This window comes from Mucilaginibacter mali (assembly GCF_013283875.1).
In the GTDB taxonomy this organism is placed as follows: domain Bacteria; phylum Bacteroidota; class Bacteroidia; order Sphingobacteriales; family Sphingobacteriaceae; genus Mucilaginibacter; species Mucilaginibacter mali.
In genome coordinates, this window is the sequence record NZ_CP054139.1 from 654,903 (window position 1) to 669,667 (window position 14,765).

Genomic DNA, 14,765 nt, shown 5'->3' on the forward strand with positions numbered 1-14,765 from the left:
TATTATAAAAACGTCATCCTGGAGCGTAGCAAAGGATGACGTTTTTATTGACAATTAATGCCTGTGAATCTTACTTCAAATCCGCATCCAGTTTAGCATTCAGATCGTTCACCGCCTTTTGTGCCGATGCGATCTTATCGTTTACCGAAGCAGTAGCCCCGCCAACATTTATGTCGGTCATCTTGCCAATGGCATCGGTATACCACTTGGTCCATACATCCAGTTTGTGCTTTTCATCAGCTGCCGGGGTGCCGTTTTTCACCGCGGCTGCACTTAGTTGATACTCTACCTGCAGGCGGTCGGTGGCGTTCTTTTGCAGTTCAGCGATCAGGGTTGATGTAGTGGCCTCGTTAGCCGACGCCAGCGTGTAGGCCGTAGCCAGCGCGCTTACGCCAACATTCTTCATTTCCTGTGCCGATACCATGTTCAGGCGGTCGGCATCTGTATGGTAATATACATCGGTAAAATGCCACATTAGCAGGCCGGGTATTTTAGCTTGCAGGAAGGGTGTATGATCGCTGCCGCCCTCAAATGGGTTGGTTTTTACCACCCAGCCGTTATTTGCTGCCTGCTGCTTGCAGCGGTTCAGCAGCACATCGTTAAAATAATGCGGAAACATGTCCGATTCCTTTAGCGGGCGACCGCCCCATTCGGTATGCTTTTCCTCGCCGCGCGTCCAGATGGCCGATGGATCGGGCATTTTTTCGATCAGGAAAGTACCGCCGGTTTTGCTTACATCTTCGCCAACCATATCCAGGCTCAGGCCCCATTTAATACCTTTGGCGCGCACGCTGTCTTCGCGGATGTAGCGGGCAGTAGAGTTGATCTCATCGCCCCATAAAAAAGTAATGGTACGCTTGGGTTCAAACTTTTTAGCATTGATAAGTTGGGCGGTTACACGCGCCATTTCGGCCAGGGTGCCTACGCCGGTGGCGTTATCATTAGCGCCCGGTTCCTGCACATGCGCGCTAAATACAAAGCGTTCATCGGGTTTAGCAGTGCCGCGGGCATTAGCAACTATAGTTAGTTCCTTTGCTTTATAAATTTTGCAGGTTACCTCTACATGTAATTTTACCGGGCCTTTATGCAGGGCGGCTTTTAATCTCTCTTTGGCTGCGTATGACATCACGATGCCAAACTTCTGGCTGGTGGAGTCCTGGTTGCTGATACGGGTAAACTGTATCGAGTTTACATTCTTGTCGGGCTGCGTATAGGCCGGCATACTGTAGCCCATAGCGCCTAACGCGCCTTTGGTAACCGCGCCCTGGTAAACCGAACCGACCGAACTTTCACTGAAAACGATCTTATCTTTTAAGCTTTCAGGTGTCGCTGCATTTAGTTTGACACGATCCATCATCACTACTTCGGCAGTGATGCCGCCCGCAGGGGTACTGCCAGAGTACATGGCGATCATGTTGCGATTGGTGGCAAAGCTTAATAATGGTTGCGATTCGCCAACTATGCTTACCACGGCATTTACCGGCTCCCAGGTTGGGCCGCGCATATCGCGGCTTTCTATACGGTAGGTCAGCGGGCCGTCGGCCTCGCCTTTTACTTCTTTTTTAAAGCCGGCCTTTTGCAGTGTTTTTTCTACCTCGTAAATGCTTTGGGTAAAGCCCGAATTGCCGGGTACGCGCCAGCGGCTTTCTACAAAGCTTGTAGTTTTATAAGCATTGGCTTCAATAAATGTACCGCGCAGCAGGGGATAATAAGCATCTATGGCATTATTCTTTTGCGCTAATGTGCTGCATGCCGATAAAGCAAGCGCCGTTATGAGTAAAGTTTTTTTCATACGATTGGTTAACGAAGCAAATTAGCGATTGATAAGTATATCGCCAAAAGCTTTGTGCATCCTATCATAATCGTTGCAAATTTATTGAGGTGTTGTTGCGATTTGCCTTGAGAGCTAGACGGGGTTTGATCTCGTGCGGCTGGCAGCCGGTATTTGCACCTCTTAAACTATATGGCCTTTGATATGCGATGCAAAAAGCATCATTGCCTATGGAATTAATAGTGTATTTTTTACAATAAGTTGCATTTCCCAAACCTTGCATTATTTTCAATTTAAGGTGCTTTAGTGATGAAATTTTTTAATAAAAATATATAATGCATGCATAATATTGATAAGATGAAAAAAGTATTGTTTATGACAATTTTATGACATTTTTTCTGATATAAATAATCATACCTTTGCAGCCGCAAAATCAGGGGATTTTTTAATATAATAAAAAAAATTAAATAATCTGTAACGTTTTTAAAAATACATCGTCTTATAGATGTAATTAAGATTTAAAAACTATATAATTAATTGACAATCAAATAAATAAATATATCATGAAAACTTCAATCATAACTCTCGCAACCCTGCTAGCTATAGCAACCATATCAAATACTGCTTTTGCAGCCGATAAAAAAGATAAGACCGTTACGGTAATAAACGAAGCCAAAAACTTTAACAAAATTGAAGTTCGCGGTAATGTTGAGGTGTATTTAACCAACGGCCCGGCCAATAGCGTTAAAGCTTACAATAACTATTATGGCGAAAGCGCCCTGGTGCAAAACCAAAACGGTACCCTGCGTATCTCGTCTTTCAGCAAAGAAGCTTTAGTAGTTTATGTAACTGCCGATGACCTGAGCGCCATCACGCTGTACGATAACGCCTACATCAAAACCGGTAAAAACTTCTCGTCGTTAGATCTGACCGTTAACCTGTTCGATACCGCAACCGCTCAGTTAGATATCCAAACCGTTAATGCCAGCATCAATATTAACAACCGCGCTAAAGCCGACCTGGTTGGTAAAGTTGAAAACTGTGATATGCAGGTAAACCAGGCATCAACCGTAAACAGCACCAACTTTGTTGCCGGCAGCCTTACCAAAAAAGTAAACGGCTTTGTAACCGAAGTTAAAAGCAACCAGGAGCTGGCTATTCTGTAATCAGTCTCCGTCCTTATATATATAAGTTAATATGGAAGCCCTGCGGTAATTTACCGCGGGGCTTTTTGTTGGTCGCAGCTAACAGCATAGCTAACATGAAAACCTGTAACCTAAAAGACTATAGGTTTTTTGGCCGTTGTTAGAATTTTTCCAATAATCACTTTTCTCTTCCATTCTTAAAATTTATAGATATATCCGCCCGGTGGGGCAAAGTGGGGCACCAAAAAACAAAATTGCAAAAAATATTAGCATTATCTATCTGATAAACACTACCTTTAGCGCATATCAAACAAAATACTACTCAAAACAAAAGAATGACGATAAGCAACTAACCTGTTTCAGTATCAAAATGTGGGTGATTTTCCCATTTTTTTATTGTTGAAAACTTTTTGTGGGTGAAAGTGGTTGAAAGTGGAGCAAACTGTTTTACTTTTACATTACCATTAATGGTATAGTTGTGCCCATGTCATACTTTTTCGGCGATTATTCATGTAAGCTGGATGTCAAATCAAGATTGACATTGCCATCCGCGCTTAAGCAGCAGCTTCCCGGCGAAGGGAAGGAGCCGCTCATGATCGCGCGCGGTTTTGACAAGAACCTGCTCATTTATACCAAGATAGAATGGGATGGCGTAATTGCCGAACTACTGAAGCTTAATCAGTACGAACGCGAGAACCAGCAGTTCATCAGGCATTTTACCCGCGGCGCTACCATGATAGAGCCTGATGGTGCCGGCCGTGTATTGTTGCCCAAAATTTTGTGCGATCATGCCGGTATCGACCCGCAATCGGCCAACGAAATTATCCTAAGCTGCCAGATCAATAAGATAGAAGTGTGGGAGAAGAGCGCGCACGAAGCCATGCTGGCTAATGAGCCTGCCGACTTTGCCGCGCTGGCCGAACGTGTAATGGGTAATAAAGCAAGGAGGGGTGATGAGTAACTACCATGTACCCGTAATGCTGCAGGAATGCATCGAGGCGCTGAACATTAAGTCAAACGGCACTTATGTAGATGTAACCTTTGGTGGTGGCGGCCACTCGCGCGAGATCATGAAGCACCTGGGTGCTGATGGCCGTTTGCTGGCCTTTGATCAGGATGCCGACGCGCAGCGGAACAAGATAGCCGACGACCGCTTTACGTTTATCGACCAAAACTTCCGTTACCTGAAGAATTTTTGCCGCCTGCATAATGCTGTTCCGGTGGATGGCATACTGGCCGATTTGGGTGTATCGTCGTTTCAATTCGATCAGGCCGAGCGAGGCTTTTCCATTCGCTTTGATGCTGAGCTGGATATGCGCATGAACCAGTCGGCTGAGTTAAGCGCTAAAGATATTGTGAATACGTATGCCGAGGCCGATCTGCACCGCATCTTCGGTATGTACGGCGAGATCCAAAACTCAAAAACACTGGCTAAAACAATCGTAACCGCAAGGTTGAACGCGCCGATAAATACCGTGGCCGATCTGAAGAGCGCCATCCAAAACCTGATCCCCCGTGGTAAGGAGAATAAATATTTGGCGCAGGTGTTCCAGGCGCTGCGGATAGAGGTTAACCAGGAGCTGGAAGCGCTGAAGGATTTTCTGACCCAATCGGCAGAGGTGCTGGTGCCGGGCGGCAGACTGGTGGTGATGAGTTACCACTCGCTGGAGGACAGGCTGGTAAAGAACTTCATTGCCAAGGGCAAATTTAGTGGCGAGGTGGAAAAGGACTTTTATGGTAACGACCAAAAGCCCTTTGATGCGGTTAGTCGCGGCGCGATAGTAGCCAACGATGAGGAGATACAATTAAATAACCGGGCACGCAGTGCCAAATTAAGGATAGCTGTAAAAAAATGAGCAACCGTTTTCGTACAGAAATAGAAGAAGAGCAGGCAGAGCAGGAAGCCATCGCAGAGGAGGCCCCAAAGACGGGCATCCCCGAGAACTGGTTTACCACGTTCCTGAGCAAGGGGGTGATCTCTACCGAGACCGCTACCGGCGCGCTGCCCTTTATTTTGTTTTTGGCGGCACTGGGAATGATCTATATCGGCAACATGCACATGGCCGAAAACAATATCCGCGAGATAGATAAATTAAGTAAGGAAGTTAAGGAATTAAGCTGGGACTATAAAACAACCAAAGCCGACCTGGCCTTTAAAAGCACCCTGAACGAGGTAACCAAACTTGCCGATACGCTGGGGCTGAAGGAGCCGGTGTCGCCGCCGCAAAAAATTGTAGTAAAGGAGGATGCGCAATGAATATCAGGGCAAACATACTGCTGCGTGTTTACATAGCCTTTGGGCTGATCGTACTTTTTGCAGGTGCTGTAGTAGTGCAGTTGTGCCGCGTGCAGTTTATCCAGGGTAAAAAATGGCAGTCAATGGCCGATAGCCTTTCTACCAAATATGTAAACGTAGAGGCATCGCGCGGCAATATCCTGGCGCTGGATGGCAGCCTGTTGGCTACCTCGGTACCCGAGTACGAGTTGCACATGGACATGCTGGCTGCCGGCATCGAAACCGAGGCGCTGTTCAATAAGCGCATCGATTCGCTGGCTGAAAAGATGGCATCGTACTTTGGCGATCATACCGCGCAGGAGTACTCGCGCATTTTCCGCAGTGCCCGTAAGGATAGTTTGCGTTACCAGTTGGTGCGTCGTAAGGTAAGCTACCAGCAACTGAAGGATATCCGCAAGTTCCCGGTGTTTAACCTGGGCAAGTACAAGGGCGGGTTGATCGTTGTGCAGAAGAATAAGCGCATATTCCCCTTTAAAACACTGGCGCTGCGCACCATTGGTTATAATAACGAGAACGTAAAGAATGTGGTGGGCCTTGAGGGCGCTTATAAGGATTACATCAACGGCGAGAACGGCAAGCGACTGATGCAGCGCATGGCCGGCGGCGTTTGGGCGCCCGTGAACGATGAGGATGAGGTAACCGCCAAGGATGGCGCCGATATCATGTCGACCATCGACGTAAACTTCCAGGATGTGGCGCAAAAGGTACTGAAGCACCAATTGGATAGCGTTCAGGCCGATTTTGGTACCGTGGTGCTGATGGAGGTAGCCACCGGAGAGGTAAGGGCTATTGCCAACTATACCCGCACCAAAGAGGGCGATTACCAGGAGAGGTTAAACTACGCCATTAATTATGAGGCCGAGCCGGGGTCTACATTCAAGCTGGCATCGTACATGGCTATGATTGATGATAACAAGCTGGATACCGGCAAAATGGTTGATATTATGCACGGCGGTCCGTACCAGATCATCAATCCGCGTAATGGCAAGGTGGCGCTAACCGTAAGGGATGCCGAAGACGAAGGTGGATTGGTGAGCGCGCGCCGCGCGTTCGAAAAATCATCAAACATTGGTGCGGTGAAGCTGGTGACCGCGGCTTATGGCAGCAACCCATCGGCATTTACCGATAAGTTGTATGCCTGGCACTTGAACGAGCGTAATGGCTTACAGATCCCGGGCGAGGGCAGGCCGATCATCAAAAACCCGAAATCGAAATTGTGGAATAACCTGCAAAGTTTGGCCCAGATAGCTTATGGTTACGAGTCGACGCTGTCGCCGCTGCAAATGTTGACGTTTTATAACTCGGTGGCCAATAATGGCAAAATGATCTCGCCAATTTTTGTGAAAGAGATCCGCCGCATGGGTAACACGGTAGAGCGTTTCCAGGCACGGGTAATTAACCCGCAGGTGTGCTCGCCCGAGGCATTAGCCAAGGTAAAAGGCCTGCTGGAAGGCGTGGTTGAAGAAGGTACAGGCAAACTGGTCATCAAAAATAAATTGTACACAGTAGCCGGTAAAACCGGTACGGCGCAGATAGCTAACGGCAAATTGGGTTACGGTGAAAAGAACTCGCACCAAACATCATTCTGCGGGTATTTCCCGGCAGATAAGCCGAAGTATTCGATGATCGTAGTGATCAGTAATCCACACTACAACGGTTCGCATTTGGCGGCCTGGGTATCGGGCCCGGTATTCAGGAGGATTGCCGACCGGGTTTACGCGCACGATATAGCGATGAACCGCCCGCCTGAGCAGCATTTGGTAGGCAATACACAGCCGCCAAAATTTAAGGATGGCGATTACAAGGCGCTGAAACAGGTATACAACAAGCTGGGTGTGAAGCCGCTATATGCGTCGAATAACCCGGGCAGCAGCGCCGATACCAGCGCGGGTATTGTGTTTGAAGAAGCTAAATATAAAAAGGGAACTGTGCCGAATGTTACCGGCATGGGCCTGAGCGATGCCATGTATGCGCTTGGCAACGCCGGTTATAAAGTAAATGCAAGGGGCAGTGGCGTAGTGCAAAATCAATCGGCAGCGGTTGGCAGCGTAATGCCTAAGGGATCAACCATATCAATAGTATTGCAATGAAGTATTTAAGCGATTTACTGGAGGGTTTGCCATTTACCGAACTGCAGGGGAGTGCCGATGTAGAGATAACCGCCATCGTGTTCGATTCGCGCAAGGTGGTGCCGGGTTGCCTGTTTGTTGCCGTTAAAGGTACCGCTGTTGATGGGCACGATTATATTGAGCAAGCTGTAAAGGATGGCGCTGTGGCTGTGATCTGCGAGGAGCTTCCCGGTCATACAGCCGATGGTGCCGACTTCCTGATGGTAGCCAATTCGGCTGTGGCATTAGGCATTGTGGCCGCCAATTTTTACGGCAACCCGTCGGATCAGCTAAAGTTGGTTGGAGTAACAGGCACCAACGGAAAAACCACCATCGCTACGCTGTTATATAAACTGTTCCGCGACCTGGGTTATAAATGCGGCCTGTTATCAACCGTAGAGAACCAGGTGAATGGCAAGGTGGTCCCGGCTACACATACTACACCAGATCCTGTAGCGCTGAACGCGCTGCTGGCCGATATGGTGGCGCAAGGGTGCGATTACTGCTTTATGGAAGTAAGCTCGCACGCGGTGGCGCAGCATAGGATAGAGGGATTGGCCTTTTCGGGCGGCATCTTCTCTAACCTGACGCACGACCATCTGGACTATCATAAAACCTTCGATGCTTATTTAAAAGCGAAGAAGACATTTTTTGATACCCTGCCAAAAACGGCCTTTGCGCTCACTAACGTTGACGACAAGAACGGTAACGTGATGCTGCAAAATACCAAAGCGCACAAAAAAACCTACGGCCTGAAGAACATGGCCGATTTTAAGGTAAAGATATTAGAGAACGGCTTTAACGGCCTGTTGCTGAATATAGATGGCGAGGAGGTTTGGTTTAAGCTGGTGGGCAACTTCAACGCCTACAACCTGCTGGCCGTTTATGGCGCTGCAATGTTGCTGGATCAGGATAAAGCCGCCGTATTGGTTAGTCTAAGCCGATTAAGCGGAGCCGAAGGCCGTTTCGACGCGCTGGTATCACCAAACAAGGTGATCGGTATTGTGGATTATGCCCACACGCCGGATGCCGTGCAAAATGTGCTGACCACCATCCACGATCTGCGCAAAGGTACCGAACAGGTGATCACCATCATTGGCTGCGGCGGCGATCGCGACCGTGCCAAGCGCCCCGTAATGGCCGCCATGGCCTGCGAGTGGAGCGATAAGGTGATCCTTACATCGGATAACCCACGTTCGGAAGATCCGGCCGAGATCATTAAAGAGATGGAAGCCGGCGTTACCGGTGCCAATAAAAAGAAAACGATCAGTATAGTAGATCGGAGGGAAGCGATTAAGACAGCTTGTCATTTGGCTAAACTGGGGGATATTATCTTGGTGGCTGGCAAAGGGCACGAGAAGTATCAGGAGATCAAAGGGGTTAGGAACCACTTTGACGATAGAGAAGAATTAGAAGAGCAATTTAAGCTCATGAATGAGTAGAAAATGTGCAGATGTGCAGATATGCAAATGTGCAGATGAGAAAATGAAGAGATGTTAAAATTATAAATGAATGAATTGATCTGAATATGGTAGGTAGGCCGAATTTGATAGTTGACATGACCTTTGCGTTCTCTCTCAAAATAGTAGAGTTCACGGAGGAATTGGAAGCCCGGAGAAAATTCAATATGGCAAACCAATTTTCAGGAGCGGTACTTCGGTAGGGGCAAATGTAAAAGAGGCGCAAGGTGCGGAAAGCAAAGACGATTTTAGGCATAAATGCAAGGTCGCCTACAAAGAAGCAGAAGAAACGGAGTACTGGTTAATGATATGTAAACACGCTAAAAACTATCCATTCGAGCAAAGTATGCTTGATGATATCCAGGCAATTATAAAAATATTAGGTAAGATAATTTCATCAACAAAAAAGTAAAAGTAACAGAGAAAAGTAAACAAGCACTTGTACATATAGGTGATAGGCAGGTAAAAACATCTGCAAATCTGCATATCTGCACATCTGCAAATTAAAAAAACCAGCATTTGAACATCTGTGTAATAAGCAAATCAAAACATTTGCACATCTGCACACCTGCACATCTGCACATTAAAAAGAACCAGCATTTGTACATATATAAGATAAGCAAATCAAAACATTTGCACATCTGCATATCTGCACATCTGCACATTAAAAAGGCCGATGCTATATTACCTGTTTACCTACCTGAATAAGAATTACAGTATCCCCGGGTTGGGGGTATTCCAGTACATCACGTTCCGTACGGCTATGGCGGTTATCGTGTCGTTGTTGATCACTACGGTGTATGGCCGCCGGCTGATTGATTACCTGCGTTTTAAGCAGGTAGGTGAGACGGTGCGTAACCTGGGTTTAGAGGGCCAGATGCAAAAGGCGGGTACTCCCACCATGGGTGGTTTAATTATCCTGTCGGGTATTTTGGTGCCCACGTTGCTGTTTGCCAAGCTGGAGAATGTGTATATCATCCTGATGATAGTCACTACAGTTTGGCTGGGTGCCATCGGTTTTTTGGATGATTACATTAAGGTATTTAAAAAGAATAAGGAGGGTTTAGCAGGCAAATTTAAGATAGTTGGCCAGGTGGGCCTGGCGCTGATCGTTGGTTATACCATGTATTTCCATACCGATATCAAGATCAGGCAGGAAGTGAAGTTACCGGTGAAGTATGATGCGCCTGTCGATTTTCACATGAAGAACGATAAGCCGATCTACACGCAGGATATTAAATCGACCAAAACCACCATGCCGTTTTATAAAAACAACGAGTTTGATTACGGCAAGGTACTGAAGTTTTTAGGTCACGGGTACGAGAAGTATACGCTTATCGTATTCCTGTTCTTCGTGATCGTCATCATCACCTTCATATCTAACGGGGCCAATATTACCGATGGCATAGATGGCCTGGCGACGGGTACATCGGCCATTATCGGGATCACGCTGGCTATACTGGCCTACGTATCGGGTAACATCGTGATATCCGATTACCTGAACATCATGTACATCCCTAACTCGGGCGAGCTGGTGATTTTTGCCGGTGCTTTTGTGGGGGCTTGTGTAGGGTTCCTGTGGTACAACTCGTATCCGGCCCAGGTATTTATGGGCGATACCGGCAGTTTGGCCATAGGTGGTATCATCGCCGTTTTCGCGGTAGTGATCCGTAAGGAATTATTGCTGCCCGTATTGTGCGGCGTGTTTGTAGTAGAAAATGTATCGGTAATGATGCAGGTGGGCTGGTTCAAGTACACTAAGAAGAAGTTCGGCGAAGGCCGCCGGATCTTCCTGATGGCGCCGCTGCACCACCATTATCAAAAGAAAGGCTTCCATGAGGCAAAGATCGTGACCAGGTTCTGGATCCTTTGCATTATGCTGGCCATTATAACGGTGATAACGTTGAAGCTACGCTAATGTGCAGATATGCAGATGTGCAAATAAAAAGATGTCATCCCGAGCTTGTTTCGGGAACCCATCATACTGGGATATGAAAATGAGATGCCGAAACAAGTTCGGCATGACGAATAGATGAAAGAAATGAACGATAACAAAAACATAGCCATCCTTGGCGCCGGCGAAAGCGGTGTGGGTGCGGCGTACCTGGCCCAGCAGCAGGGGTATGATGTTTTTGTATCGGACATGGGGGCCATAGCACCAAAGTATAAACAGCAATTGCAGCAATGGGGCATCCGCTTTGAGGAAGGCCAGCATACCGAAGCTGATATACTGAATGCGGTTGAAGTGATCAAAAGCCCGGGTATTCCCGAAAGGGCGCCGCTGATCAAAAAGCTACGTGAAAAAGGAGTGCCGGTAATATCGGAGATAGAGTTTGCCGGGCGCTATACCAACGCGAAGATGGTATGCATCACCGGGTCGAATGGGAAGACCACTACCACCACGCTTACCTATCATATCCTGAAAAAAGCGGGATTGAACGTAGGGCTGGCGGGTAACATCGGCAAAAGCTTTGCCTACCAGGTGGCTACCGAAAAGTTCGATATCTACGTGCTGGAGATCAGCAGCTTTATGCTGGACGACATGTACAAGTTTAAGGCCGACATCGCCATCCTGCTGAACATTACACCTGACCATTTAGACAGGTATGAGTACAAGATGGAGAACTATGTGGCATCAAAGTTCAGGATCGCGCAAAACCAAACAGCAGGTGATCATTTCATCTACTGTGCCGATGATGCTGAAACTATAAAAGGTATGCAAAGCCGCCATTTTGAGGCTAAGCTGCTGCCATTTTCTATCGAGCAAATAATTGAACCGGGAGCATATCTCGAAAACGACAATATTGTCATAAACATAAACCAGGAACATTTTACAATGTCGATCACAGATCTGGCCCTGCAGGGCAAACACAACGTCTACAATTCATTAGCATCAGGCTTAGCGGCCAAGGTGTTAGAAATCCGCAATGTTACCGTGAGGGAAAGCATGATGGACATACAGCCGATAGAGCACCGTATGGAATTTGTAGCCAAAATTTCGGGGATCAGGTTTATTAACGATTCAAAGGCAACCAATGTTAATTCAACATGGTTCGCGCTGGAAAGCATGAGCACCGATGTGGTGCTGATACTTGGAGGGGTTGATAAAGGAAACGATTACAGCATGCTTACCGAACTGGTGAAGCAAAAGGTGCGCGGCATTGTATGTCTTGGCGTTGATAACAGCCGCATACATGATGCCTTTGAGAGTGTGGTTGATGTGATTGCCAACACTTCATCGGCGGAGGAAGCCGCGCAAGTAGCGTTCCACATGGCCAAAAAAGGCGATACCGTATTACTGTCGCCGGCCTGCGCCAGCTTTGATCTGTTTAAAAATTACGAAGACAGGGGCACGCAGTTTAAGAACGCGGTAATGCAACTTTAATAAATGTGCAGATGCGCGGATATGCAGATATGCAAATGAAATAATAGCTCGTCATCCTGAAACTGCTTCAGGAACCCATCATGCAGGTAACCTTGCCAGTGGGATGCCGAAACAAGTTCGGCATGACGGGATCAACCAGAAAGAACGAACAGATATGAATAAAATACTCAATAACACCAAAGGCGACCGCTGGATCTGGCTGATCGTTATTTTATTGTCTATTATTTCTATGCTGGCTGTTTACAGTTCAACTGGTACACTGGCGTATAAGCAAGGTAAATCTACCGAGACCATACTGTTTAAACATATGCTGATGATCTTTGCCGGTATCGCGCTGATGTATATTTCGCACAAGATAGATTACCGTTACTATGCCGGGATCTCTAAGGTGTTTATGATCATCACCATCCCGCTGCTGCTCATCACGCTGGTGTTTGGTAACAACGTGAATGGTGCCAGCAGGTGGTTGGCCATCCCGGGTACGGGCTTTACGTTCCAAACATCCGACTTTGCCAAGCTGGCCCTCATTACCTACCTGGCGCGCATGTTATCGCGCAAGCAGGAGAATATCAGGGATGTAAAGGAATCGTTCGCGCCAATAATGGGGGCGGTTTGTTTGGTGTTTGTGCTTATTATGTGGGCCAATATGTCAACCGCGCTGATGCTGTTTGGTGTAAGCATCCTGTTGTTGATTATGGGCCGTGTAAGTATCAAGCAAATTATGATCACCTGCGCCGTGGGTGGTTGCTTAGTGGTAATGGTGGCCTTGTTAGGTCCGCGCCGCCACCTGTATATGACCCGTATCGAAACCTGGAGGCACCCCGAAAAGGCATCGGTAGAGAAGAAGTTCCAGGGCGACCACGCCAAAATTGCCATCGCCACAGGCGGCATTTTTGGCAAGGGCCCGGGCAACAGCACCGAGCGTAATTATCTGCCCGAATCATATTCGGATGAGATCTACGCCATAATTGTAGAAGAGTATGGCCTGATAGGCGGTGTAACGATACTGGGTTTATACCTGTTCCTGCTCTATCGCTGCGTAAAGATAGTAACCAAAGCCCCGAAGGCCTTTGGAGCGCTGCTGGCGGCGGGTCTGAGTTTTAGCTTGTGTATACAGGCCTTTGCCAATATGGCCATCGCGGTGGGCTTAGGACCCGTAACGGGTGTACCGTTGCCGCTGGTGAGTATGGGGGGTACGTCGATACTGTTTACCAGTGTGGCATTCGGGATCATCCTGTCGGTAAGCAGGCATATTGACGAGAACGAGGAACTAAAGAGCGCGGAAAAAACGGAAGCCGCGCCGAAGATAAAGAATAAGGTGATAGTGGGGGAGATTGGGTTGGCGTAATGAATGTGCAGATAAAAAACAACGTGTCATCCTGAACTTGTTTCAGGAACCCATCATGCAGGTAACCTATATGATGGGGTGCCGAAATAAGTTCGGCATGACGGGATAAATTAATAAGATAAAAAACAGATCGGTGAAAGCAAAAAGGATCATTATCAGCGGCGGCGGCACAGGGGGGCATATCTTCCCGGCCATTGCTATTGCCAATGCTTTGAAGCGACTTGACCCCTCTACCGAGATTTTATTTGTGGGTGCCAATGGCCGTATGGAAATGGAAAAGGTTCCGGCCGCGGGTTATAAAATTATTGGGTTGGATATACAGGGGATACAGCGCAAGTCGCTGTGGAAGAACGTGATGTTCCCGGTAAAGCTGATCGGCAGTGTGCGCAAGGCCCTGCAAATTATAAAGGAGTTTAAACCCGATGCCGCTGTTGGTGTGGGTGGCTATGCTTCGGGTCCGCTGCTGTATGCGGCAGGCTTAAAAGGCATACCTTACCTGATACAGGAGCAAAACTCCTACGCCGGTATCACCAATAAAATGCTGGGCAAAAAGGCAAAGAAGATCTGTGTGGCCTTTGATGGTATGGATAAATTTTTCCCGGCCGACAGGATCATCAAAACCGGTAACCCGATCCGCAAGGAGTCGGTTGATATTGCCAACAAGCGTTTGCAGGCGATAGAACTGATGAAGTTATCGGCCGAAAAGAAGACCATACTGGTAACTGGTGGCAGTTTGGGTGCCCGTACGCTGAACAACAGTATTATGGCGCATTTGGATGAGATCATTAAAGCCGATGTGCAGCTGATCTGGCAAACAGGCAAGTTCTATTACAAAGGGATCATCGAAAAACTGGGCGAGGATTATCATCCTAACATCCGGGTAATGAATTTTTTAAACAGGATGGATTTGGCTTATGCCGCCGCCGATGTCATCATCAGCAGGGCAGGGGCCGGTACCATAGCCGAACTGTGCGAAGTGAAGAAACCGGTGATACTGGTGCCATCGCCAAACGTGGCCGAAGACCACCAAACCAAGAACGCGCTGGCCCTGGTACAGGAAAACGCCTGCGTGTTTGTAGCCGATAGGGATGCCGAAGTAAAACTGGTAGATACGGCGCTTGAATTATTAAAGGATAAGGATAAACAAAAGAAATTAAGCCAAAACATCGCCAAGCTGGCTATGCCCAATGCGGATGATGTGATAGCAAAGGAAGTTACCCAAATATAATCAACAATTAAGTTGGGGCCCTCT

At 47.5% G+C, this 14,765-nt stretch carries 12 protein-coding genes; 11 read left to right on the forward strand and 1 reads right to left on the reverse strand.

Features of this window, described 5'->3' with window-relative positions; translation table 11 throughout:
• Positions 1-70: 70 nt before the first annotated feature.
• A complete protein-coding gene (locus HQ865_RS02935) occupies positions 71-1,792 on the reverse strand; it encodes a M28 family peptidase (RefSeq protein ID WP_173413455.1) in 1,722 nt (573 codons plus the stop codon).
• A gap of 542 nt (positions 1,793-2,334) precedes the next feature.
• Between HQ865_RS02935 and HQ865_RS02940 the strand changes: the two genes are divergently transcribed.
• The 11 genes from HQ865_RS02940 to murG all read left to right on the forward strand — a co-directional run bounded on the left by HQ865_RS02940 (position 2,335) and on the right by murG (position 14,741).
• Positions 2,335-2,937 carry a GIN domain-containing protein gene (locus HQ865_RS02940; RefSeq protein ID WP_173413456.1) on the forward strand — a complete coding sequence of 201 codons (603 nt, stop codon included), beginning with the start codon at positions 2,335-2,337 and terminating at the stop codon, positions 2,935-2,937.
• A 463-nt stretch (positions 2,938-3,400) separates the two neighbouring features.
• Complete coding sequence (locus HQ865_RS02945; RefSeq protein ID WP_173413457.1) at positions 3,401-3,877, forward strand: division/cell wall cluster transcriptional repressor MraZ; 477 nt, start codon at positions 3,401-3,403, stop codon at positions 3,875-3,877.
• Positions 3,870-4,772 carry a 16S rRNA (cytosine(1402)-N(4))-methyltransferase RsmH gene (gene rsmH / locus HQ865_RS02950; RefSeq protein WP_173413458.1) on the forward strand — a complete coding sequence of 301 codons (903 nt, stop codon included), beginning with the start codon at positions 3,870-3,872 and terminating at the stop codon, positions 4,770-4,772. The genes HQ865_RS02945 and rsmH overlap by 8 nt, the downstream gene beginning before the upstream one ends.
• Positions 4,769-5,173: an FtsL-like putative cell division protein gene (locus HQ865_RS02955; protein WP_173413459.1), complete on the forward strand. Its 405-nt coding sequence runs from the start codon at positions 4,769-4,771 to the stop codon at positions 5,171-5,173. Before rsmH ends, HQ865_RS02955 begins: the two co-directional genes overlap by 4 nt.
• The gene (locus tag HQ865_RS02960; protein ID WP_173413460.1) at positions 5,170-7,302 is read left to right on the forward strand and encodes a penicillin-binding protein; all 2,133 of its coding nucleotides are present in this window, start codon (positions 5,170-5,172) and stop codon (positions 7,300-7,302) included. The genes HQ865_RS02955 and HQ865_RS02960 overlap by 4 nt, the downstream gene beginning before the upstream one ends.
• Positions 7,299-8,762, forward strand: coding sequence for a UDP-N-acetylmuramoyl-L-alanyl-D-glutamate--2,6-diaminopimelate ligase (locus HQ865_RS02965; protein ID WP_173413461.1), 1,464 nt, complete (start codon positions 7,299-7,301; stop codon positions 8,760-8,762). Before HQ865_RS02960 ends, HQ865_RS02965 begins: the two co-directional genes overlap by 4 nt.
• Before the next feature lie 196 nt (positions 8,763-8,958).
• Positions 8,959-9,192 carry a four helix bundle protein gene (locus HQ865_RS02970; protein ID WP_237073800.1) on the forward strand — a complete coding sequence of 78 codons (234 nt, stop codon included), beginning with the start codon at positions 8,959-8,961 and terminating at the stop codon, positions 9,190-9,192.
• Positions 9,193-9,456: 264 nt separating this feature from the next.
• On the forward strand, positions 9,457-10,698 hold the full coding sequence (gene mraY, locus HQ865_RS02975; RefSeq protein ID WP_173413462.1) for a phospho-N-acetylmuramoyl-pentapeptide-transferase: 1,242 nt from the start codon (positions 9,457-9,459) through the stop codon (positions 10,696-10,698).
• Between the two features lie 123 nt (positions 10,699-10,821).
• On the forward strand, positions 10,822-12,165 hold the full coding sequence (gene murD, locus HQ865_RS02980; protein WP_173413463.1) for a UDP-N-acetylmuramoyl-L-alanine--D-glutamate ligase: 1,344 nt from the start codon (positions 10,822-10,824) through the stop codon (positions 12,163-12,165).
• Between the two features lie 154 nt (positions 12,166-12,319).
• Positions 12,320-13,513, forward strand: a complete 1,194-nt coding sequence (locus HQ865_RS02985; protein WP_173413464.1) for an FtsW/RodA/SpoVE family cell cycle protein — start codon at positions 12,320-12,322, stop codon at positions 13,511-13,513.
• Between the two features lie 133 nt (positions 13,514-13,646).
• Complete coding sequence (gene murG / locus HQ865_RS02990) at positions 13,647-14,741, forward strand: undecaprenyldiphospho-muramoylpentapeptide beta-N-acetylglucosaminyltransferase (protein WP_173413465.1); 1,095 nt, start codon at positions 13,647-13,649, stop codon at positions 14,739-14,741.
• The last annotated feature ends 24 nt before the right edge of the window (positions 14,742-14,765 follow it).